The sequence below is a fragment of the Streptococcus mitis genome (genome assembly GCF_026782865.1).
Lineage (GTDB): Bacteria > Bacillota > Bacilli > Lactobacillales > Streptococcaceae > Streptococcus > Streptococcus mitis_CG.
On record NZ_JAKUXK010000004.1, the window covers coordinates 240,774 to 263,670 of the forward strand.

General features: G+C 39.7%; 26 protein-coding genes, 1 tRNA gene, 1 pseudogene and 1 other annotated feature. Of the genes and pseudogenes, 7 read left to right on the forward strand and 21 right to left on the reverse strand.

The features are described from left to right. Positions 1-65: 65 nt before the first annotated feature. From rpmA to MK482_RS03350, 4 genes are all read right to left on the reverse strand, one after another. Complete coding sequence (gene rpmA / locus MK482_RS03335; protein ID WP_000916509.1) at positions 66-359, reverse strand: 50S ribosomal protein L27; 294 nt, start codon at positions 357-359, stop codon at positions 66-68. A 16-nt stretch (positions 360-375) separates the two neighbouring features. After that, positions 376-720: a ribosomal-processing cysteine protease Prp gene (locus MK482_RS03340; RefSeq protein ID WP_000613699.1), complete on the reverse strand. Its 345-nt coding sequence runs from the start codon at positions 718-720 to the stop codon at positions 376-378. 15 nt (positions 721-735) lie between these two features. Further along, positions 736-1,050, reverse strand: coding sequence for a 50S ribosomal protein L21 (gene rplU, locus MK482_RS03345; protein ID WP_261059412.1), 315 nt, complete (start codon positions 1,048-1,050; stop codon positions 736-738). A gap of 36 nt (positions 1,051-1,086) precedes the next feature. Further along, positions 1,087-1,174 (reverse strand) — a sequence feature (ribosomal protein L21 leader region). A 58-nt stretch (positions 1,175-1,232) separates the two neighbouring features. Beyond that, positions 1,233-1,925 carry a YoaK family protein gene (locus MK482_RS03350; RefSeq protein WP_268717972.1) on the reverse strand — a complete coding sequence of 231 codons (693 nt, stop codon included), beginning with the start codon at positions 1,923-1,925 and terminating at the stop codon, positions 1,233-1,235. 153 nt (positions 1,926-2,078) lie between these two features. Here MK482_RS03350 and MK482_RS03355 point away from each other — a divergent pair, with 153 nt between their 5' ends. Continuing rightward, the gene (locus tag MK482_RS03355) at positions 2,079-3,062 is read left to right on the forward strand and encodes a Gfo/Idh/MocA family protein (RefSeq protein ID WP_268717973.1); all 984 of its coding nucleotides are present in this window, start codon (positions 2,079-2,081) and stop codon (positions 3,060-3,062) included. Continuing rightward, positions 3,052-4,134 (forward strand): DEAD/DEAH box helicase, encoded by a 1,083-nt coding sequence (locus MK482_RS03360; RefSeq protein WP_268717974.1) that lies wholly within the window; start codon positions 3,052-3,054, stop codon positions 4,132-4,134. Before MK482_RS03355 ends, MK482_RS03360 begins: the two co-directional genes overlap by 11 nt. Positions 4,135-4,158: 24 nt before the next feature. On the opposite strand, the gene MK482_RS03365 is transcribed toward MK482_RS03360, so the two are convergent. Then, complete coding sequence (locus MK482_RS03365) at positions 4,159-4,536, reverse strand: DUF1934 domain-containing protein (RefSeq protein WP_268717975.1); 378 nt, start codon at positions 4,534-4,536, stop codon at positions 4,159-4,161. 71 nt (positions 4,537-4,607) lie between these two features. Here MK482_RS03365 and MK482_RS03370 point away from each other — a divergent pair, with 71 nt between their 5' ends. Both MK482_RS03370 and yidA read left to right on the forward strand, forming a co-directional pair. Continuing rightward, positions 4,608-5,912 carry an HD domain-containing protein gene (locus tag MK482_RS03370; protein ID WP_045611846.1) on the forward strand — a complete coding sequence of 435 codons (1,305 nt, stop codon included), beginning with the start codon at positions 4,608-4,610 and terminating at the stop codon, positions 5,910-5,912. A 12-nt stretch (positions 5,913-5,924) separates the two neighbouring features. Next, on the forward strand, positions 5,925-6,731 hold the full coding sequence (gene yidA, locus MK482_RS03375; RefSeq protein ID WP_045611847.1) for a sugar-phosphatase: 807 nt from the start codon (positions 5,925-5,927) through the stop codon (positions 6,729-6,731). Positions 6,732-6,967: 236 nt separating this feature from the next. Here the strand turns inward: yidA and MK482_RS03380 are convergent, their stop codons facing one another. The 9 genes from MK482_RS03380 to MK482_RS03420 all read right to left on the reverse strand — a co-directional run bounded on the left by MK482_RS03380 (position 6,968) and on the right by MK482_RS03420 (position 11,882). Continuing rightward, entirely contained in the window at positions 6,968-7,453 is a 486-nt protein-coding gene (locus tag MK482_RS03380; protein WP_268717976.1) for a hypothetical protein, read from the reverse strand. Next, complete coding sequence (locus tag MK482_RS03385; protein WP_268717977.1) at positions 7,450-8,007, reverse strand: CYTH domain-containing protein; 558 nt, start codon at positions 8,005-8,007, stop codon at positions 7,450-7,452. The genes MK482_RS03380 and MK482_RS03385 overlap by 4 nt, the downstream gene beginning before the upstream one ends. Before the next feature lie 230 nt (positions 8,008-8,237). Next, a complete protein-coding gene (locus MK482_RS03390; RefSeq protein ID WP_268717978.1) occupies positions 8,238-9,107 on the reverse strand; it encodes a helix-turn-helix domain-containing protein in 870 nt (289 codons plus the stop codon). 676 nt (positions 9,108-9,783) lie between these two features. Then, a tRNA-Arg gene (locus MK482_RS03395) sits at positions 9,784-9,855 on the reverse strand. A 41-nt stretch (positions 9,856-9,896) separates the two neighbouring features. Next, the gene (rplS, locus tag MK482_RS03400; RefSeq protein WP_001068669.1) at positions 9,897-10,244 is read right to left on the reverse strand and encodes a 50S ribosomal protein L19; all 348 of its coding nucleotides are present in this window, start codon (positions 10,242-10,244) and stop codon (positions 9,897-9,899) included. A gap of 118 nt (positions 10,245-10,362) precedes the next feature. Then, positions 10,363-10,692 carry a fluoride efflux transporter CrcB gene (gene crcB / locus MK482_RS03405; protein ID WP_268717979.1) on the reverse strand — a complete coding sequence of 110 codons (330 nt, stop codon included), beginning with the start codon at positions 10,690-10,692 and terminating at the stop codon, positions 10,363-10,365. Then, positions 10,686-11,060, reverse strand: coding sequence for a fluoride efflux transporter CrcB (gene crcB, locus MK482_RS03410; RefSeq protein WP_268717980.1), 375 nt, complete (start codon positions 11,058-11,060; stop codon positions 10,686-10,688). The genes crcB (MK482_RS03405) and crcB (MK482_RS03410) overlap by 7 nt, the downstream gene beginning before the upstream one ends. After that, complete coding sequence (locus MK482_RS03415; RefSeq protein WP_268717981.1) at positions 11,057-11,323, reverse strand: chorismate mutase; 267 nt, start codon at positions 11,321-11,323, stop codon at positions 11,057-11,059. Before MK482_RS03415 ends, crcB (MK482_RS03410) begins: the two co-directional genes overlap by 4 nt. 115 nt (positions 11,324-11,438) lie before the next feature. Further along, on the reverse strand, positions 11,439-11,882 hold the full coding sequence (locus MK482_RS03420; protein WP_001162125.1) for a flavodoxin: 444 nt from the start codon (positions 11,880-11,882) through the stop codon (positions 11,439-11,441). 103 nt (positions 11,883-11,985) lie between these two features. Between MK482_RS03420 and MK482_RS03425 the strand changes: the two genes are divergently transcribed. Both MK482_RS03425 and MK482_RS03430 read left to right on the forward strand, forming a co-directional pair. After that, positions 11,986-12,921: a DHH family phosphoesterase gene (locus tag MK482_RS03425; RefSeq protein ID WP_268717982.1), complete on the forward strand. Its 936-nt coding sequence runs from the start codon at positions 11,986-11,988 to the stop codon at positions 12,919-12,921. A 95-nt stretch (positions 12,922-13,016) separates the two neighbouring features. Beyond that, positions 13,017-13,259, forward strand: coding sequence for a type B 50S ribosomal protein L31 (locus tag MK482_RS03430; RefSeq protein WP_000710764.1), 243 nt, complete (start codon positions 13,017-13,019; stop codon positions 13,257-13,259). 115 nt (positions 13,260-13,374) lie between these two features. Here the strand turns inward: MK482_RS03430 and MK482_RS03435 are convergent. The 7 genes and pseudogenes from MK482_RS03435 to MK482_RS03465 form a co-directional block, all read right to left on the reverse strand. Next, positions 13,375-14,708, reverse strand: a pseudogene (locus MK482_RS03435) (Nramp family divalent metal transporter). A 216-nt stretch (positions 14,709-14,924) separates the two neighbouring features. Then, the gene (carB, locus tag MK482_RS03440; RefSeq protein WP_268717983.1) at positions 14,925-18,101 is read right to left on the reverse strand and encodes a carbamoyl-phosphate synthase large subunit; all 3,177 of its coding nucleotides are present in this window, start codon (positions 18,099-18,101) and stop codon (positions 14,925-14,927) included. 200 nt (positions 18,102-18,301) lie between these two features. Continuing rightward, positions 18,302-19,381, reverse strand: coding sequence for a carbamoyl phosphate synthase small subunit (locus MK482_RS03445; protein ID WP_050278219.1), 1,080 nt, complete (start codon positions 19,379-19,381; stop codon positions 18,302-18,304). 49 nt (positions 19,382-19,430) lie between these two features. Next, positions 19,431-20,354: an aspartate carbamoyltransferase catalytic subunit gene (locus MK482_RS03450; RefSeq protein WP_268717984.1), complete on the reverse strand. Its 924-nt coding sequence runs from the start codon at positions 20,352-20,354 to the stop codon at positions 19,431-19,433. Positions 20,355-20,372: 18 nt separating this feature from the next. After that, positions 20,373-20,894 carry a bifunctional pyr operon transcriptional regulator/uracil phosphoribosyltransferase PyrR gene (gene pyrR, locus MK482_RS03455; RefSeq protein WP_261072677.1) on the reverse strand — a complete coding sequence of 174 codons (522 nt, stop codon included), beginning with the start codon at positions 20,892-20,894 and terminating at the stop codon, positions 20,373-20,375. 210 nt (positions 20,895-21,104) lie between these two features. Then, positions 21,105-21,734: an endonuclease III gene (gene nth, locus MK482_RS03460; RefSeq protein WP_033681985.1), complete on the reverse strand. Its 630-nt coding sequence runs from the start codon at positions 21,732-21,734 to the stop codon at positions 21,105-21,107. Continuing rightward, complete coding sequence (locus tag MK482_RS03465) at positions 21,734-22,276, reverse strand: YceD family protein (protein WP_268717985.1); 543 nt, start codon at positions 22,274-22,276, stop codon at positions 21,734-21,736. Before MK482_RS03465 ends, nth begins: the two co-directional genes overlap by 1 nt. 167 nt (positions 22,277-22,443) lie before the next feature. On the opposite strand from MK482_RS03465, the gene MK482_RS03470 reads away from it, so the two are divergent. Then, entirely contained in the window at positions 22,444-22,773 is a 330-nt protein-coding gene (locus tag MK482_RS03470; protein ID WP_042751431.1) for a hypothetical protein, read from the forward strand. Positions 22,774-22,897: the final 124 nt, after the last annotated feature.

Below are 22,897 nucleotides of genomic sequence, written 5' to 3' on the forward strand. Positions count from 1 at the left end.
TGCTACTTCTAGCTTCCTCGCCTTTAGATTTCAAGGCTCGGGATAAAAAGGTTCACTGGACCTTTTTATTTAGCGATTGGGTAAACAGAAACTTGTTTTTTATCGCGTCCTTTACGTTCAAAGCGTACTACGCCTTCAACTTTAGCGAACAAAGTATCGTCTCCACCACGTCCAACGTTTACACCTGGGTAGATGTGTGTACCACGTTGACGGTAAAGGATTGATCCACCTGTTACTGTTTGTCCGTCAGCTGCTTTAGCTCCAAGACGTTTCGCTTGTGAATCACGTCCGTTTGATGTAGAACCTCCACCTTTTTTGTGGGCGAAAAGTTGCAAGTTGTTAAGAGTCATTTTTAACATAATGTTTTCCTCCGTGTTAGTTTTCTGTGATAACTCTGGTTTGGACGAACTCAGAAGAGTTCTCCGATAAGTTTGCCATACCTAAGAAAAATGATTCAAAGAATAACTGGGTCATTTCTCTCTGGTGTGAAGGAAGATCTTTTGGTATTTCAACCATCAGATAGCCACCTTCATCTTCGTTTAATTCTAGGATTGGTTCATAGCCTGCAAATTTCTCAATAGAATTGATAAAGTTAATGGCAAGCGTAGAAACCGATGCACACACGACATCTAAGCCGTATTCGCCACTCTCGGCGTGTCCAGTAATTTCCGCACTCCTCAGCTCGCCATCTTCGGCTCTCTCAAAGACTGCTTGTATCATGTGTTCTCCTTAAAATTAAGCGTTGATTGCGTTGATGACAACTTTTGTATATGGTTGACGGTGACCTTGTTTACGGTGGCTACCTTTTTTAGGTTTGTACTTGTAAGTAACAACTTTCTTTTGTTTTCCTTGTTTTTCAACAGTTCCAACTACAGTAGCTCCAGCAACAAGTGGAGTTCCGACAACAGTGTTTTCACCACCAACAAGAACAACTTCGTTAAAAGTAACTTCTTGACCAGCTTCAACGTTCAATTTTTCAACGTAAACTACTTGACCAACTTCAACTTTAACTTGTTTTCCGCCAGTTTTGATAATTGCGTATGTGCTCATTATGCACCTCCTATGATTTTTATGGGTTTCCCCGATTTTTTTGTGAAGACTCGCCTAGCATCGTGGGACAAACCACTTAAACTTGAATAATCAAGCAACGATGTTCGTGCGGTTGCACAGGAACGTGCATAGTCAACTCTTCAAGTATAGCATATCTCCTATTTTCTTACAAGTAATAACACCTAAAATGAAGCTTTTTCTTTTACTTTTTTCTGCCAAGAGGCAAAAAGCATGATGAGGTAAAAAATGCTCATCATAATAGGAACACCAAGAATGGTCTTTTCATGATAGAAAATCGTCAAATAAGCCGAAAAGACAACGCCAAGGACAAAACTACTAAGCAGGCTAACAAATATGAATCCTTCACGCAAAAAAGGTGTGTGCTTGGTTCGGAAATAATCTCCAAAAGCCAGCATGGTCCGTTTGATATTCCCTGTCATAAAAGCGTTATTATAGGCAATACCCGACACTTCTCCAAAAGCAGTTGTCACCAGTCCCATACAGAAAGCTAAGGGCGGCACTAGATAGATATTATCTACAGTTTGCGGCACAAAACCAATAATGATTGATAAGATTCCCAAAGGAATCAATGACAGAATGGGCTTTTTCACAATTCTCAATTTTTCCTTATAAATCGTTAGTAAAAAGATTCCCATCATAAAAGCTAGCAAGGTCATTACTTTGGCACTAGCATCTGAAACATTGTGTTGAATGAGCCCCACTGATAGAAAGACGACATTCCCAGTTTGTCCAGCTACAAGAGTATTCCCTCGCACAATAAACGTATAGGCATCTACATATCCTGCACAAAAAGTCAAAAAAAGCGCTAGTCTCTTAGACTGACGTGATATTTTTCTTATAGGTAATAGCCTCATTTTTCCTCCCATTTCATTTACTCATCTCATTATTGTACCACTTTCTTTGGGAAAGTCCTAGTAGCTTATTTGAAATTTTTTACCCTCTGTTGGATAGTCCCGTCTATCTATGTTATAATGAAAGAAGGATTTGAAATCGGAAAAGGAGTAACTATGCTTAAATTAGGTGTCATCGGAACAGGGGCTATCAGCCACCACTTCATAGAAGCAGCCCATTCCAGTGGAGAATACAAGCTGGTCGCAGTCTATTCTAGAAAACTAGAAACTGCGGCAACCTTTGCTTCTCGCTATCAGAATATCCAACTCTTTGATCGAGTAGAGGACTTCTTCAAGAGCTCTTTTGATGTGGTCTATATTGCTAGCCCAAACTCCTTGCATTTTGCTCAGGCAAAAGCTGCATTGTCTGCAGGCAAACATGTCATTCTTGAAAAGCCAGCTGTCACTCAACCACAAGAATGGCTAGATTTGAGACATACAGCTGAGAAAAATCACTGTTTTATATTCGAAGCGGCACGCAATTACCATGAAAAAGCTTTCACTATCATCAAAAACTTTTTACCAGACAAACAAATTTTGGGAGCAGATTTCAACTATGCCAAGTATTCTTCCAAAATGCCAGATTTGTTGGCTGGACTGACACCAAATGTCTTTTCAGACCGTTTTGCTGGTGGAGCGCTTATGGATTTGGGGATCTATCCTCTCTACGCTGCCGTTCGTCTCTTTGGAAAAACTCAAGACGCGACCTATCAGGCTCAACAGCTTGACAATAGCATTGACCTAAATGGAGACGGAATTCTCTTCTACCCTGACTATCAAGTTCATATCAAGGCTGGGAAAAACATCACTTCCAATCTCCCTTGCGAGATTTATACGACAGATGGAACCTTGACACTCAACACGATTGAACATGTCCGCTCAGCTATTTTTACCGACCACCAAGGAAATCAAGTCCAGCTCCCTATCCAACAGGCTCCTCATACGATGACTGAGGAAGTCGCTGCATTTGCACAGATGATCCAGCAACCAGACCAGATGCTCTACCAGAATTGGCTGGACGATGCAGGCTCTGTTCATGAGCTACTATATACCATGCGCCAGACTGCTGGCATTAGATTTGAGGCAGAAAATGAAAACTAAACTACCGACTGAATGGCAAGAACTGAGCGACCAACTCGGTTTCCAAGAATTCACCCCCATTCAAACCCAACTATTTGAGCCCCTTCTTGCAGGAGAAAATCTCCTGGGAGTGAGCCCAACAGGAACTGGTAAGACCCTAGCTTACCTCCTACCAAGTCTTCTCCGACTACAAAAGAAAAAAGCGCAACAACTCTTGATTCTAGCACCAAATACAGAACTGGCTGGACAGATTTTTGATGTATGTAAAACGTGGGCAGAGGCTATCGGTTTGACAGCCCAACTATTCTTATCAGGTTCAAGTCAGAAACGCCAGATTGAACGCCTCAAAAAAGGACCAGAAATTCTGATTGGAACCCCTGGCCGTATCTTTGAGTTGATTAAATTGAAAAAAATCAAGATGATGAATGTAGAAACCATCATCTTGGATGAATTTGACCAATTGCTCGATGATTCTCAGATTCACTTTGTCGAGAAAATCACTCACTACGCACCTCGTGACCACCAACTCATCTACATGAGTGCAACGATCAAGTTTGACCAAGAAAAAATTGCACCTAATACACGTACCATTGACCTCTCTGACCAAAAATTGGATAACATTCAACATTTCTATATGCAGGTAGACCAGCGTCACCGAGTGGATATGCTTAGAAAACTGGCTCATGTAGAGGATTTCCGCGGACTAGTCTTCTTTAACAGCCTGTCAGACCTTGGAAGCGCAGAGGAAAAGCTACAGTATCGTGACATATTAGCTGTTTCCCTCGCTAGTGATGTTAATGTCAAATTTAGAAAAGTCATCTTAGAAAAGTTTAAAGATAAGCAACTAACCCTGCTTCTTGCAACAGACCTTCTGGCACGTGGGATTGATATCGATAGTCTAGAGTGTGTCGTAAACTTTGATGTTCCTAGAGATATTGAAACCTACACCCACCGTGCTGGCCGTACCGGTCGTATGGGCAAGGAAGGTTATGTTATCACTCTCGTCACTCATCCAGAAGAACTAAAAAAACTCAAGAAATTTGCAAGCTTACATGAAATTGTCTTGAAAAACCAAGAACTCTATATCAAATAAGGTTGGCTCTTGCCAACCTTTTTCTTATCCCCAAGTAATTTCCAATTGATAGCTGGCAAAGGGTTGTCCCTCTTGATTTTGTAGTTGATAATCCAAATGAATCTTTTGCCCACCAACTTGATAATGGCTCGTTTGGATGATAAACTCCTGCATGCCCATAGGTGTAGGAATATAGGCTAAACTATCACTATCCTTTAGAAAGCGCATAATGGTCTTGGGATTGGAAAATCGGCTCATCACCAGTTCTTGACCATGAAATTTAATAACCACTTTTTCCTTTTCCTCATTATAGAAAAGCAGGTAGCTATAATCTCCTTTTTCATGCACTTCCACGTCATAAAGCTGGTCAATCACTTCCAACTGCTCATCAAACTGAATCGTATTTCGCATCCGAATCTTCACATCAAGTCCTCTTTCTTGTCTCTTGTCCTACTATTTTACCAAAAACTCTAGCTTTTTGCTATAATGGTCATATGAACGAAAAAGTATTCCGTGACCCAGTTCACAACTACATCCATGTCAATAATCAAATCATCTATGACTTGATTAATACAAAAGAATTTCAGCGTTTGCGCCGGATCAAGCAACTGGGAACTTCCAGTTATACCTTCCACGGTGGGGAGCACAGCCGCTTCTCTCACTGTCTAGGTGTCTATGAAATTGCACGACGTATCACGGAGATTTTTGAAGAAAAATATCCTGAAGAATGGAATCCTGCCGAGTCTCTCCTCACCATGACCGCTGCTCTCCTACACGACCTTGGACATGGTGCCTACTCCCATACTTTTGAACATCTCTTTGACACAGATCACGAAGCCATTACTCAGGAAATCATCCAAAGCTCTGAGACAGAGATTCACCAAGTCCTGCTACAAGTGGCGCCAGATTTCCCAGAAAAGGTAGCCAGTATCATCGACCATACCTATCCTAACAAGCAGGTCGTACAACTCATTTCTAGTCAGATTGATGCAGACCGCATGGACTATCTCTTGCGCGACTCCTATTTTACAGGAGCTTCCTATGGGGAATTTGACCTGACTCGGATCCTCCGAGTCATTCGTCCTGTCGAAAATGGTATCGCCTTTCAGCGCAATGGCATGCATGCCATCGAAGACTACGTCCTCAGCCGTTACCAGATGTATATGCAGGTTTATTTCCACCCAGCAACACGTGCCATGGAAGTTCTCCTTCAGAATCTTCTCAAACGGGCTAAGGAACTTTATCCAGAAGACAAGGACTTCTTTGCCCGAACTTCTCCACATCTCCTGCCATTCTTTGAAAAAAATGTGACCTTGTCTGATTATCTGGCTCTGGATGATGGTGTGATGAATACCTACTTCCAACTCTGGATGACCAGTCCTGACAAGATTTTAGCAGACTTATCACAGCGCTTTGTCAACCGCAAGGTCTTTAAATCCATTACCTTTTCACAAGAGGATCAATTCCAACTCGCCAGCATGAGAAAATTGGTCGAGGACATTGGCTTTGATCCCGACTACTATACTGCCATTCATAAGAACTTTGACCTCCCTTATGATATCTATCGTCCCGAATCTGAAAATCCACGAACACAGATTGAGATTTTACAAAAAAATGGAGAACTGGCCGAACTCTCTAGCCTGTCTCCTATCGTCCAATCTCTTGCTGGCAGTCGCCACGGAGATAATCGTTTCTATTTTCCAAAAGAAATGTTGGATCAAAACAGCATCTTCGCAAGCATCACCCAGCAATTTTTACACTTGATTGAGAACGATCATTTTACACCAAATAAAAACTAGAAGAGGAAATTTATGAGTATTAAACTAATCGCCGTCGATATCGACGGAACCCTAGTCAATAGCCAAAAGGAAATCACTCCTGAAGTCTTTTCTGCCGTCCAAGATGCCAAAGAAGCTGGTGTCAAAGTCGTCATTGCAACCGGTCGCCCTATCGCAGGTGTTGCCAAACTTCTCGACGACTTGCAGTTGAGAGACGAGGGTGACTATGTAGTAACCTTCAACGGTGCCCTTGTCCAAGAGACTGCTACTGGCCATGAGATTATCAGCGAATCCTTGACTTATGAGGATTATCTGGATATGGAATTCCTCAGTCGCAAGCTCGGTGTCCACATGCATGCCATTACCAAGGATGGAATCTACACTGCAAATCGCAATATCGGAAAATATACAGTGCACGAATCAACCCTCGTCAGCATGCCTATCTTCTACCGTACACCTGAAGAAATGGCTGACAAGGAAATCGTCAAGTGTATGTTCATCGATGAGCCTGAGATTCTCGATGCTGCGATTGAAAAAATTCCAGCAGAATTTTACGAACGCTACTCTATCAACAAATCTGCTCCTTTCTACCTCGAACTCCTTAAAAAGAATGTGGACAAAGGTTCAGCCATCACTCACCTAGCTGAAAAACTCGGATTGACCAAAGATGAAACCATGGCGATCGGTGACGAAGAAAATGACCGTGCCATGCTGGAAGTCGTTGGTAACCCAGTTGTCATGGAAAACGGAAATCCAGAAATCAAAAAAATCGCCAAATACATCACCAAAACAAATGATGAATCCGGCGTTGCCCATGCCATCCGTACATGGGTACTGTAAAATAATATGAATATAGAAAAAGCACTCCAGAAATTAGAGATACTGTACTGACCCCAAAAGTTAGACAGAAAAAATCTTACTTTTGGGGTGCAGTTCAAGATTCAGTATTTTTGGTCTATAGTTCTATCCCCTAAATAATTATTAAATCTGAAAAAGGTAGTACATTATGTAAAACCTTTTTCATTTTTTTATTTTACTACGAATTAATATTATTTTTTCTAATGATAATTAACCCACTAATCTTCCTTCATAAATATTGCAGTTCTTTTCTTAGTTAGCTTTTTTTCATAACTCTTTATAAGAATAACCAATAAACTACTTAGTAATCCCAAAATAACTAGACTTAATCTCGGGTTTAAAAGCCAATTAAAATAAGCAGCCAGTATCCCTCCAAAAGGAGCAAAAATGGTAGCTATTACAAAAGAACTAGAAAGTATCTTTCCAATATTATACACAGTACTTTCTTGCTGCTGTATTGTTGTAATCGAAACAGAAGCTATTGTAATTAGTCCGCTCAAAATTGAATAACAAATTCCAAAAAATATCCAATTTTCTACTATTCCACTCGCCATAATGACAAGTGGGATGGTTGCCATTGATATATTCATCAATATAAAAGCATCCTTCTTATTCAAAAAAGTAGAAAGAAAGGTTACTGCTATCAAACTTCCAAATCCAGCAATTGAGTAAACAATCCCAACAAGACTATTTGATAATTTCAATTACGTCCATTTTTTTCTCTCATTAATTGGACATAGCCCTTTGTTTCTATTTTTGAATTTAAAAACGAGAACTCTCCGCACATTTTCTCATAAAAATTATGATAATCTTCTTTTGAAAAATCTCCTAAAATCTCTATCTCAAGATAAAATCCAAGACTATCAATCTTATCTAGATTAATCGTTTTATTTTCTAATGCATCATGATAAGTCTTTCTATGTTTACTTATTGTGAAAATATTTGAAAATCCATCTTGCAAGATATTTCTTACAAATTCTAATTTTTCAGATTCCAACTCTATTTCACTTTCACTCCACATTCCTTGTTTTATCGTATCTTTTCTTGTGAAAACACATGCTTTATTATCATCTTCTTGGCGAATTCTGTAGATAAAGCTACCTACCTCATCATTTTCAAATTCTCTTCCTTTTATTTTAAAATATTCATCAACTTGCTTATTTTCACTCTTAAATTTATAAGATTTTTCTAAATATGAAATAGCATTATTATAATCTCTCTCATCGTTGAGTTCAAATCTAACTTCCAATTCATTCATTAATTTTACCTCTCAATTCTTCAAAGGCTGAAGTCTCTTTACATTCACTCAGTCTATAGTAAGTTTCTGGTGATGTTTTATGGACAAAAAGCCTAATATTTTCTTGCACTCATTTTAGCACTTCAATATAATACTGTCAAGAATTTTGATAATATTTTTTATTTATTTTTATTAAATACATATTTGTATCTTTTTAGATTAAAAAAACGATGCTTAATTGAACATCGTCTTTACCATTCTGTTATATCTGCAATGTAATGCTCAATTTTTAGAACCATTGACATATTGCCCTCAAACTTATATAGAAAATAAGCCGTTTCAAAGTACTCTTTTACTGCAACTTTAGAAGAAAAATTCTTACTGACATTTCCCATCAATAAATACAAATCAGCCAAAAGATATGTTGTTCTATACGTCTTACATTGCTTTATCGTATCTGTGATTTTAGTAATAGCTTCTTCAGTATTATTCTGCAACCATAGGTAGCGACAAACATTATAATTAAATTTAATAGAAAGGGTTAATTCTTCAATTGTGTTTAAATTGAGTTGATTTACTTGATACTCTAACTTTTCTCGAATTTCATTAAAACTTTCTAAATCTTCAATATCATAATAAAAATTGAATAGAGTATTTGAAACCTGAAGGTAGGTCAAGTCAGATACACTTAACTGAGACAGTACCTTCTCCAATCTTGCCACAGCCTCCTCTTTTTGCCCGTAGAAATAAAAATCTATAAGAGATTTTATCCACTCCATATAAAACTTATCTACTAGAGACAAGCGATGTACTTTTACACTCTCTAGTTCATATATATATTTCAAAGACTCATAATTTCGATTTGTGATAAATGTCTGAGCTAACTTCTTAAACTCTGATAGCTCGTCAATCTCCTCTTCAATTTGCTCATTAAAAAAATAATCCATACTAACTTTTAACTTCTTAGACAGAGCATATAAAAAGTCTGCTCCTGGAGTAAATTCTCCATTCTCTAATCGACTAATCTGTCCCTGTTTGCATATCCCCTCAGCCAATTCTCGCTGAGACATTTTTAATTCTTTTCGTCTATTTTTTAATCTTGTTGCTAATAGTGTGCCCACGTTTGCATTTTCCTTTTCTATTCGATTTCAATTTCAATTTCAATTGTAACATGATTAAATTTTAAATACAAATTAATAAACCAAAAGATACAAATTATATATAAACAATGACTAGATAGGTTATTTTTGAAAACCCAGCCCTTCTTCTTTTGAGATTTTCTTACTCAAATGATTGATAAACTTATTCACTTGAAATGGATTAGATATTAGACTATCATGTTTAAATTTTGTTATTGATATATTTAACAGACCAGAATAGTCTTTTACAACATATCAAATTCAGGAGAATAATAACGATTTTCCCCATTTTTTTACACTTTCTAGTTCATAACAATCAATTCATCTTGTCACGTACCTTAGCCAGAAAAATCTACACCAAATCTTTTCGAAAGCTGTTTAAAGCTTTGTACTTGCTTTCTGAGTTCATAGTTCTGAACCTTTATCTCATTTGTCCAATTCCATAATAAAAATAAGGACATTCTAATAATGGAAGTCCTTATTTTTAAACTAATAGATATCAAAGTTACTTTGCTGATCCACTTTATTCTGTAATCATTGAGCAAAATTTGGTCAAAAAGGAAAAAAATACTAAATTATTTTTTAAAATGAAATTGTGATAATTGTCTTTAAATAAACACTTTAAATTTTCTGTGTCTTTTCTTTACATTTCTATATATGCCCCCTGCTGGAATCGAACCAGCAACTACTCCTTAGGAGGGAGTTGTTATATCCATTGAACTAAGGGAGCTAGATAAAAACTCTGCTGAAAAGCAGAGTTTTTTAGTCGAATTAACGACGGATTTCTTTGATACGAGCTGCTTTACCTTGAAGAGCACGCAAGTAGTACAATTTCGCACGACGTACTTTACCGTAACGAACAACTTCGATTTTTTCAACACGTGGAGTGTGGATTGGGAAGATACGCTCAACACCTACACCGTTAGAGATTTTACGAACTGTGTAGTTTTCTGAGATGCCAGCACCTTTACGTGCGATAACAACACCTTCAAAAATCTGGATACGTTCACGGTTACCTTCGACAACTTTCGCGTGTACACGAACAGTGTCACCAGGACGGAATGATGGGATATCTGTACGAAGTTGACCTTCAGTCAAGCTTTGGATTAATGGATTCATTTTATTCTCCTATCTTTGTCAATCTTGAGGAATCTTCCTCAGCGGATAAACTGTATTTTTGTGCGTCCATTACACACAAGATACAGTTTACCAAATTTCCATAAAAAAGTAAAGAAATTTATAGCAGAATTCCTAAAAAAATCGCAACCAAACCACCTAGGTAGGTTAAGGCTAGATAGCTATAAAATACCTTCTTATCACTTAACAGTCTTTTAAGTTCATCATTCAAGGTCGAAAAAGTTGTCAAACCTCCACAAAATCCAGTTGCTAGAATAGCATAGACTTCCTTAGACTCTACATGATTGTAGAATAATCCAATCAAAAAACAACCTAGAAGATTGGCTATGAGCGTTCCGAGTGGCAATTTAGAAGCTTGATTATAGCGAGAAAAGAAATAGCGCACTAAAGCTCCGAAACCACAAGCAATTGCAAGATAGACGATTACCATTTCTTCCTCCCCAAATAGTAAGCCAAGAGCAGGCCTCCACCCACGCTTAAAATGAGATACAAGACTAGGCTAAGATAACGCCCTGTATCAAGCAGTTTCACAGCATCAAGCATGAGACTAGAAAAGGTTGTTAAACCTCCGCAAAAGCCCGTCCCCAGTGCTAAAATAACGCCTTTACTGGTTCCCTTATAGACTAAATAGCCCTTAACAAGATACACCAAGCAGAAAATGCCTAGATAGTTGGCAAGAAGGGTGCCCCAAGGGAAATCTGGACTGGCTGGTAACCAAGTGGAAACTAGGTAGCGAACCAATCCGCCCACCATGGCAGCTAGAAAAATTCCTAGCGGATAAAATTGTTCTTTTTTCATTTGATGTTTTGATCCTGATAATCACGCGAACGTTTGAGTATGTCAGAAAAAATCGCGACAATAGTCTCCTGATAGCGCTTGTCCTCAACATGATTTCTGACCTTTTCAAAGATAATTGCTTCTCTCTTGGTATCTAAAATCGGTTTCCCTGAAGCCTTCTTATAGGCAACTACACCCTCAACTAAATGCATTCGTTCTTCTAACAGTTTGACAATTTGATCGTCAATTTGATCAATTTCTTGACGAATAATATCTAAATCCATACAGTCTCCTCCTTTATTTGAATTATTGTATCAAAAAGCCACCAAATAGGCTAGTAAAATCCCAACTCACGATAAGAAAAATGCACTGATTGATTGTATCAGCGCAGTTTTATACTTATCCTACTTTAGCAGCCAATTCTTCTGCGAATTGTTCCAAGCGTTCAATGTCTTCTTCCTCAGCAGAAAGATCAACTTTAACACACTCTGAACCTTTTTCTGCTCCTGTCGCTACAAAAACTCGATCAAAGTCATCGACAGCCTTACAGAATTCGTCGTAGAAGGTGTCACCTGAACCAACAACTCCGTAGATTTTACCATTCAAGTTGAGATCTGCTAGGTCTTCGTAGAAGTCCATCATCTCATCTGGCAATTCACCATCACCATAAGTATAGGTCGCAACGATAGCGATGTCTGCTTCCAAGAAGTCTGAAGCGTCAACAGTTGTACATTCATCAACATCGACATCCAAGCCCAAGTCACGTAATTTGTCTGCTACAATATCTGCAATTTCTTCGGTATTACCGGTCATACTGGCAAATACAATTTTTGCTAATGCCATATCGTCCTCCTCAATTTATCTTTCTCCATTATATCACATCTTTTTCATTTTAAAAATAAAAATTCTTGTGCTACAATGAAATGAGAAAGAATTGAGGTTATTTATGGAAATTTGCCATCAAATTTTAGAAAAAATCAAAGAATACGACACGATTATCATTCACCGTCATATGAAACCAGACCCTGATGCCTTGGGAAGTCAAGTGGGCTTGAAAGCTCTTCTCAAACATCATTTCCCAGAAAAAACTATCAAAGCAGTTGGTTTTGATGAACCAACTCTAACTTGGATGGCTGAGATGGATCTTGTTGAAGATAGTGTCTACCAAGGGGCACTTGTCATCGTCTGTGATACGGCGAATACTGCTCGAATCGATGATAAGCGCTATAGTCAATGTGATTTTCTCATTAAGATTGACCACCATCCAAATGATGATGTATATGGTGACCTATCTTGGGTAGATACTAGTTCAAGCAGCGCTAGCGAGATGATTACCTTATTTGCCCAAACAACCCAACTGACCTTGTCAGATCGCGCTGCTGAGTTGCTCTTTGCAGGAATTATTGGTGATACAGGTCGCTTCCTCTATCCTTCTACGACTGCACGGACTCTTCGCCTGGCTGCTTATTTGAGAGAACATAACTTTGACTTTGCAGCTCTCACTCGCAAAATGGACACTATGAGTTACAAAATTGCTAAACTTCAAGGCTACATCTACGACCATCTGGAAGTGGATGAAAATGGTGCGGCGCGCGTTATCCTGAGTCAGGAAATCTTAAAACGATTCAATGTCACCGATGCTGAAACTGCAGCCATTGTCGGTGCACCTGGACGCATTGACAGTGTAAGTCTCTGGGGAATTTTTGTGGAGCAGGCTGATGGCCACTACCGAGTTCGCTTACGCAGTAAAATCCATCCTATCAATGAAATTGCCAAGGAACATGATGGCGGAGGCCACCCTCTAGCAAGTGGTGCTAATTCCTATAGTCTAGAAGAAAACGAAATCATCTACCAAAAGTTAAAAAACTTGCTTAAAAACTGATAAAATACTTGCCAAACTTTTTATAATCTGATAGACTAGTATGGTAACAATCTATGGCTCGCAAAGAGACCATGGCAGAAAGGAAATATTGCAAAATGAAAAAAGATATCCATCCAGAATATCGCCCAGTTGTCTTCATGGACACAACTACTGGTTACCAATTCCTTAGCGGTTCAACAAAGCGCTCTAACGAAACAGTTGAGTTCGAAGGCGAAACTTACCCATTGATCCGTGTGGAAATTTCATCAGACTCACACCCATTCTACACTGGACGTCAAAAGTTCACTCAAGCAGATGGACGCGTGGATCGTTTCAACAAAAAATACGGTCTCAAATAATGATAAAAAGAACAGTTTCATCTGTTCTTTTTTGTTTCTTATTTTCATTAACCAATCACTGCTATTATCTCTTTATCAATCCTCAAGCTGATGCCAAGACCTGACTTAGACAGGTTTAAAAAATATCGAAAAGAAACTTGACATTGAGAATGGTCAAGATGAATGAAACTACGTAGCCTAGGATTGTATTCCACTTGGCATCGTTAAATTCTCCCATCACTGACTTCTTAGAGGTCAGATAAATTAAGGAAAAAATCGAGAATGGAAAAGCGATTGAAAGAAAGATCTGTGAATAGACCAATAACTGATCTAAGGTCTTTTCTTGATGCCCAAACAAGACAGCGACTATAATCACAGGGAGCAAGGCAAAAATCCGTATTCCGACACGAATAATTCACTGTGGTAATTTCATATGCAAGAAACCTTACATAACGATCTGACCAGTCAAAGTACCTGTGATAGTAGAATTTTGACCGCTTGCTAAGAGGGCCATAGCAAATAAAGTTGACAGAGTTGAGCTGGCTATCGCTCTTGCTATTATCGAATCCTGTAAAGCATTGTACATTTGAGAGAAAGCTGAAATTTCAGACGCATGAGCAAAAAAGAGCGATGCTCCTAAAATGAGAAGTAAGGAATTGCCAACAAAGGCTAGGGACAACTGAAGATTTGAGTCCTAGGTCATAAAACGGACAGCTTTTCGTATATCTTTCTTATCCTTATGGTTGATTTTCCTTGCTTGGAATAAGGATGAATGAAGATAGAGATTATGGGGCCTGACTGTCGCTCCTACAATCCCTAAAGCCAAAGTCAATTGACTCTCATTTCCCCGCAGAGTACTTTCAAATAAAGTCAAAGTCGGCAAATAACCACCAAAGATCCCCTGCATACTCGGATTGGATAAAGCTATAAGATAAGAAAAGATGCCTAATATGGTTAAGATAAGGGTTGTAACAATAGCTTCAATCTCCTTGAAATCAAATTTCATCAACAAAATCAAAAGAAATACATCTAAAACGGTTAGAAGTATCGCGACCATAATCGGTATTTTAAACAAAAGATTTAAGGCAATTGCTGAACCTAAAACCTCTGCTAAGTCTGTCGCCATCAAAGCTAATTCTAAAATCACCCATAGACTATAGCGGAACCACTTGGGAGCATGATGAGCTGTTGCCTGCGCTAAATCCATCCTAGTCACGATACCGAGTTTTCCAGCCATCTGTTGTAACTGCATGGAGATAATGAATGAAATCAAAATAACAAATAAGAAACTATGCTTGTAGGAAGCACCACCAACAATACTGGTAATCCAGTTTCCAGAATCCATATAACTAACTGCTATAAGAGCTCCAGGCCCCAAAAATACTTTTAGATTTTGCCAAAATGATTGTTATTCGGAGTTTCAATAGATTGGTTGATCTCAGAAAGAGAGACCTTTTTGTAAGAAGACATCGGAATATTCACTTTCTAATCTTGTCTTTACCTATTTTATTAATGGATTTTGAAAGAAATGTTGAAAATAGTTTTCTATTTCCAATTTATTCTTATTACATCACATTTTGAAATGATTCTTAAGGAAAGTATGATAGTTGAAATAAGCAACACCAGTATTGCAAAAAACCAGCGTTTTCTGACGCTGGTTTTAAAACTGTGAAAAATTTTTCTCAACTAGATTGCTTCTGTAACAAAACTACGGCTTTCCAATACTTTGAGCATGGCGTTAGCTGTATCTATTGCTGTGAAGAGGGGCACCCCGTGTTCAATAGCTGAACGGCGGATTTGCTCTCCATCCTCGTCAGCAGTTCGTTTTGTTCCTACTGTGTTAATGATAGCTTGAATTCTTCCTTTACGAACAAAGCTTGGAATATCCTTATCGTCATCACCAATCTTACCAACAGGTTGGGCTTGCAATCCATGACTGGCAAAGAAGGTTGCTGTCCCTTCTGTCGCGAGGATTCCATAGCCAATATTTTGGAAACGACGAGCCAAGTCCAAAGCTTCTTCTTTGGTATCATCAGCGATAGTAAATACAACGTTACCAAAAGTTGGCAAGTGTAAGTAAGAAGCTTCAAAAGCTTTATAGAGAGCTTTTTCCAAAGTAGTATCAGAACCCATAACTTCACCTGTTGACTTCATTTCAGGACCAAGTAAGCTATCTACCTTAGCTAGTTTGGTAAAGGAGAAGACAGGTGCCTTGATATGAACGCGGGTGCTTTCAGGGTAAAGTCCATCTTGGTAGCCAAGTTCTTCAAGTTTTTGACCAAGAATGAGCTTTGTCGCTACTTGAGCCATAGGGATATTGGTCACTTTAGAAAGGAATGGAACCGTACGGCTAGCACGTGGATTGACCTCAATAACGTAGACTTTTTCATCCTTGATAACAAACTGGATGTTCATCATTCCAAGGCAGTTAAGACCGATTGATAGGCGTTTTGTGTAGTCTGCAATGGTTTCCTGAACCTTTTGCGACAAGGTTTGTGGTGGATAAACGGCCATTGAGTCACCTGAGTGGACACCAGCACGTTCAATATGCTCCATGATACCAGGAATGAGTACATTTTTACCATCTGAAATTGCATCAACTTCACACTCTTGTCCAACGATATAAGAGTCAACAAGGACTGGATGGTCAGGACTAGCCTTAACTGCTGTACGCATGTAAGAACGAAGATCTTCTTCATTTTCTACGATTTCCATAGCACGTCCACCTAAAACATAAGATGGGCGGACAAGAACTGGGAAGCCAATCTTGCGAGCTGCAAGAACTGCTTCTTCTTCATTGGTAGCCGTTTGTCCTGGTGGCTGTGGAATATCCAAATCTTTAAGAGCTTGCTCAAAGAGGTCGCGATCTTCAGCACGGTCTAGGTCAGCGACCTGTGTCCCAAGGATGGTCACACCTGCTTTTGCCAATGGCTCCGCAAGGTTGATGGCTGTTTGACCACCGAACTGAACGATAACCCCTTTTGGTTGTTCCAAGTCGATGACATTCATAACATCTTCGAATGTCAATGGTTCAAAGTAGAGCTTATCAGATACAGAAAAGTCTGTAGAAACGGTCTCTGGATTTGAGTTCATGATGATGGCTTCATAACCAGCAGCCTGGATAGCCTTAACCGAGTGAACAGTTGCGTAGTCAAACTCAACCCCTTGACCGATACGGATTGGACCAGAACCTAGAACAAGTACAGATTCTTTATCAGACTTGATTGATTCATTTTCCCAACCATAGGTTGAATAGAAGTATGGTGTTTCAGAGTCAAATTCTGCCGCACAAGTATCTACCATCTTATAAACTGGAACAATCTTGTTTTCCAAGCGAAGTTGGCGAACTTGGTCAGCTGTAGTATTCCAGAGTTCAGCAATCTTACGGTCTGAAAATCCATTTAGTTTAGCCGTTTTCAAAACGTCTAGATCTTGTGGATGAGCTCCCAACTCCTGTTCAATTTCAAAGATATGCAAGAGTTTATCCAGATAGAAGATATCAATCTTAGTCAATTCAGCAATTTCTTCTGGTGTGTAACCACGGCGAATAGCTTCTGACACATAGAAGAGACGGTCATCTTGGGCTTTGACAACTTTTTCAATCAAGGCATCATCAGAAACTGCTGAAAGTTCAGGTATTTCATTGTGATGCACCCCAATTTCAAGGGAGCGACAAGCCTTAAGAAGAGATTCTTCAATGTTACGACCGATTGCCATGACTTCTCCAGTGGCCTTCATCTGAGTACCAAGACGGCGTTCACCTTTTTCAAACTTGTCAAATGGGAAACGAGGAATCTTGGCAACCACATAGTCAAGGGCTGGTTCAAACATGGCATAGGTTGAACCCGTAACGGGGTTGATCACCTCATCCAAAGTCAAACCTACTGCAATCTTGGCAGCCAACTTAGCAATCGGATATCCTGTCGCCTTAGAAGCAAGAGCTGACGAACGCGATACACGAGGGTTTACTTCGATAACATAGTACTTAAAACTGTGTGGGTCAAGGGCCAGCTGAACATTACATCCACCTTCAATCTTAAGGGCACGAATAATGCTCAAGCTTGCGTCACGAAGCATTTGGTTTTCATAGTCTGACATGGTTTGGGCAGGGGCAAATACAATGGAATCCCCTGTGTGAATTCCAACTGGGTCAAAGTTTTCCATGTTACAAACAACCAAAGCATTGTCAGCTGAGTCACGCATCACTTCGTATTCGATTTCCTTGAAACCTGCGATTGAACGCTCAATCAAACATTGGGTAACAGGTGATAATTTCAACCCATTTTCAGCGATTTCACGTAATTCTTCCTCATTGGCACACATACCACCACCAGTACCACCAAGTGTAAAGGCTGGACGGACGATGACTGGGTAGCCAATTGTCGCTGCAAAGGCAACTGCTTCTTCGACAGTGTTAACAATTTCAGACTCTGGAATTGGTTGGTTGAGCTCTTCCATCAATTGTTTAAAGAGGTCACGGTCCTCCGCTTGGTCAATGGCAGATAATTTAGTTCCCAGAAGCTCAACACCAAGTTCATCTAGGATACCATTTTTAGACAATTCCATGGCCATGTTGAGCCCTGTCTGACCACCAAGGGTTGGTAGCAAGGCATCTGGACGCTCCTTACGAAGAATACGTGTCACAAACTCAAGTGTAATCGGCTCAATATAAACCTTATCAGCAATTTCCTTGTCCGTCATGATGGTTGCAGGGTTTGAGTTAACCAAAACAACCTCATAACCTTCCTCTTTCAACGACAAGCAAGCCTGGGTCCCAGCGTAGTCAAACTCAGCAGCCTGACCAATAATAATCGGACCAGAACCAATCACCATAATTTTTTGAATATCAGTACGTTTAGGCATAGTTTATGATACAAAGCCCGTAAAGAATACAGTGAAAATAGGAAACTCGGTGCAGACGCCTTCAGCGTCAAGACGATGTTTATCTTTTTCACACAGTTCTTAGGGCGTGTTCACTTCCGCGAACAATGTATCTTCTCCTTTCTATTCGGCAACTCTCAGGTTGCCATTAAATAAATTCTCCGACGAGCTTTTACTCGTTCTTAGTTTGATTGTTTAAAAGCTTCCATCATCTCGATAAACTCATCAAATAGGTAGCTAGCGTCGTGTGGACCAGGGGCTGCATCTGGATGGTATTGAACAGAGAAAGCAGGTTGATATCTGTGACGCACACCTTCAACTGACTTGTCATTGATTTCTTCGTGGGTGATAATCAAGTGTTCTGGCAAATCCTCACGGCTGACTGCATAACCATGGTTCTGACTTGTAAAATCCACACGTCCTGTAGCAATTTCACGTACCGCATGGTTAAATCCACGGTGACCAAACTTCATCTTGTAGGTCTTAGCACCATTTGCCATTGCAAAGAGTTGGTGCCCCATACAGATACCAAAGATTGGAATTTTTCCTTGCACACCACGAATCATATCCAGTGCCTGTGGAACATCTTCTGGATTCCCAGGACCATTTGACAACATCACTCCGTCAGGATTGAGATGGAGTATTTCCTCAGCCGTTGTCGTGTATGGAACCACGGTCACATTACAGTTTCGCTTAGAAAGTTCACGTAAGATTGAGTGCTTGAGACCAAAGTCCACTAACACCACGCTCAAACCAACTCCTGGAGCTGGATATGAAGTTTTAGTAGAAACCTGCTTAATATTGTCTGTCGGCAATACTGTTGCTTGGAGCTGGTCAGTCACATGGTCCATGCTGTCCCCAACATGGGTCAAGGTTGCACGCATGGTACCATGCTTACGGATAATCTTGGTAAGTGCACGCGTATCAATACCTGAGATACCTGGTATTTTCTTGGCTTTCAAGAATTCATCCAAGGTCATTTGGTTGCGCCAGTTGCTTGCTCTACGTGCTTCTTCAAAAACAACGACTCCCTTACAAGTTGGAATGATGGATTCGTAATCATCACGGTTGATTCCATAATTTCCTACTAAAGGATAAGTAAAGGTCAAGATTTGTCCATTATAAGACTGGTCTGTAATGGATTCTTGGTAGCCAGTCATACCTGTATTAAAGACAATTTCACCTGTTACATCGATATCTGCTCCGAAGGCCTTGCCTTCAAAAACTGTGCCATCTTCTAATACTAGAAGTCTTTTTGTCATATTTTCACCTCTCGTGGACGCTCACTGGCGTCTTTTAACGTCTTGTGTTTTAGTTGGCGTTTCTACTCGCCAGTACGGATTCTAAGATTGCCATTCGAACAAAGACACCATTGGTCATTTGTTGGACAATCCGTGATTTTGGTGCTTCAACCAAGCGGTCTGCGATTTCTACATCACGGTTGACTGGAGCTGGATGCATAAGGATTGCTGTTTCTTTCAAGCGATTGTAACGTTCTTGAGTCAAGCCATGTTGGGCATGGTAGTCTTCTTTTGAAAAGACTGCACCACTATCATGGCGTTCATGTTGCACACGGAGAAACATCATGACATCCACCTGATCAATGATTTCATCAATAGTTACAAACTGTCCATAGTCTGCAAACTCTTGACTTCTCCATTCCTCAGGTCCAGCAAAGTAAAGTTCAGCTCCCAAGCGTTTCAAAATCTGCATATTGGATTTGGCAACACGTGAATGGTCCAAGTCGCCTGCAATAGCAACCTTGAGACCCTCAAAGTGACCAAATTCCTCATAAATAGTCATCAAATCCAGCAAGCTCTGGCTAGGGTGTTGGCCCGAACCATCTCCACCATTGATGATGGAAGTCGTAATCGTCGGACTAGCAATTAACTCTCTGTAGTAATCAACCTCTGGATGGCGAATCACACAGACGTCAACTCCTAAAGCAGACAGAGTCAGGATGGTATCATAAAGTGTCTCCCCTTTATTAACTGAACTAGTCTTCACATCAAAGTCAAGTCGTTCCAATCCCAATTTAATCTCTGCCACTTCAAAGGACTTATGCGTCCGTGTAGAATCCTCAAAGAAAAGATTGGAAACAATCGGGTGGTTTTCATAGGGAAGCTGAGCTCCGTTTTTAAACTCAATTCCTCGCTTGATCAATTTCATCACTTGATCAACAGTGAGGTCTTCCATGGACACCACATGGTTCAATGCTTGTTGATTTTCTGACATGGCTACTCCTTTAGCTTTCTAAGCTTCTTCAGTAATCAGAACCCTGTCTTGGCCATCAAGTTCTGCCATCTCTACGATGATTTCTTCAGAACGACTAGTTGGGATATTTTTTCCAACGTAATCTGGACGGATTGGCAATTCTCTATGTCCACGATCGACTAAAACTGCTAAACTCACGCGCGCAGGACGACCATGACCGACAATATTATCAATAGCAGCACGGATAGTACGACCTGTATAAAGCACATCATCCACCAAGATAACTTCACGGCCTGTCACATCAACAGAAACCAAAGAAGTATCTTCTCCACTTTTAACATCATCACGAAAAGGTTTTGTATCCAATTCCACAACAGGAACTGAAAGATTTTCTAGTTGCTCCAAACGTTCTTGGATTCGGTGGGCGATAAAGACACCACGAGTTTTAATACCAGCCAAGACGATTTTATTCAAATCTTTGTTACGTTCGATAATCTCATAAGTAATACGAGTAATCGCTCGTTTGACGGTCAATTCGTCTACAACTTCTTTTGCCTTCATGACAAACCTCCAAAAAGAAAAGTCTCCTTAAACAAGGAGACTTGAAATGTATAGCTAAGTAAGCCCTACTGCAAACAGTATAGACTTCACCCTTCTACTTTATCACGCTCCTTGCCTGCCTCACGGGACAGTTTTAAAGGAATATTTAGTTATCAATTACTATAGCACAAAGCATGCTTAAAATCAAGCAAAAACTTTTGAAACCCCATCTTATAAATTGCTAAAATCATATAACTGTGGGTACTGGTCACACTCTGGATTTTTAGGATGACAAATGGCTCTTCCAAAATAAATCATGGCCTGATGGGCTGCTAACCACTGCTCCGGCGGCAAGATATCCATGACCCGCTTTTCCACCTCAAGTGGTGTTGCTGATTTTTTGACGATATCATGGTGTTTGCAAATACGCTCCACATGAGTGTCTACTGCAAAGGCTGGAATTCCAAAGCCCACACTCATGACAACATTGGCAGTCTTGCGACCAACACCTGCTAAACTCTCCAATTCCTCACGTGTTTGAGGAACTTGACCATCAAAGTCGTCTAGTAACTGTTGAGCACATTTTTTTAGGAATTTAGCCTTATTCCGATACAGTCCTAGACGAGAAATGTGTGAAGCAATCTCACCCTCTGTCGCAACAGACATGGCTTGTGGCGTTGGAAAGGCAGCAAAGAGACCTGGTGTGGCCTTATTTACCGCTGCATCCGTTGTCTGAGCTGACAACATGACCGCAACCAAGAGTTCAAAATGATTGGTAAAATCAAGACTGGGCTTGGCATCTGGAAACAGAGCAATGATTTCTTCTAGCACTTTTCGTGCTCGTTTTTTTGATAAAACCATTATTCGTCTCCATCAAATAGTCCTTGTAAGCCAGCAAAAGGACTGTTTTCTTCTTTCTTAACTGCCTGTTGGGCTTGGTATTCTTCCTCTGTCATGATTTGCCAGTCATTTCCTGACACAAAACCTTTACCAGCTTCTTCTTCAGCCGTCAAAACCTTAATAGGAATGTTTAGTAGGATATTGTCTGACACGCTCTCAGCAAGGTCAAGTTCTCCATTTTTGATAGGCAAGACCAAATCATCGTCTAAAACTTCCTGATCTAGCTTGTTGGTTGCGCCTTCCATGAAAACTTCTGTGACTGGATAAGATTCAGCCAACTCAACTGGCTCCATACTGCGACTTGAAGCAAGAACAATGGTATAAGATAGTTGATAATCTAAGAAATACATACTATCTTCGTACTGTACTTTCCCAACTGCAAGGATATCTTTTACATCTAAAATTTCTTGATTACGTGCACGCAGGTCTACGGCTAGGTCTAACGTTTGTTCAAAATGCAAGCCTTCAGACTGCTTACGAATTTCTTGAATATTTAATTTCATACTTCCTCCATAAAGATTTACTCTCTTGATTATACCATGAAAAGCCTACAAATCAGCCCACCAAACTTTATAATTAAAATTGATTTTTTAACATATTTACTATGACATTTTTGTTTTTTAGTGCTATACTATAGGCAATAATACATCAGAGCAAGGAGGATGCTCACATGGAAGACAAAGAACTCATTACTAATGCAACCCAACTCCTATCCGAGTTAAATAAAAGTTTCCAAAGCTGCAAACAGGGTACGGCAGATGATATTCGACTGCAAGATCTGCTAAATACTACTCTGCAAGAGCTCAAAAAAGCGGAAAAGTTGAACAACAGTATCTTAATTGACCTTGAGAAATTTTACCAACGTACCAGTCTTCTGATAGGTCTCGGTAGCCTAAAACTGAACGATCAAGCTCGTACTGCTTGGCGCAACTATGATAAATTCCATTACGAGCATGTCAAACACGTACTAACTCTTTATGGACCTGTTTTTGGATTTTAGAGATTAGAATTGTCAGTTTTCTGTTGACAAAATATCCTGAAAGGTATAGGATAGAGGTACTAATACTCGGAGGTAAGGGAGACATGAACAACTAAGTCTATCAAATAAAGAACCTTTATTTAGT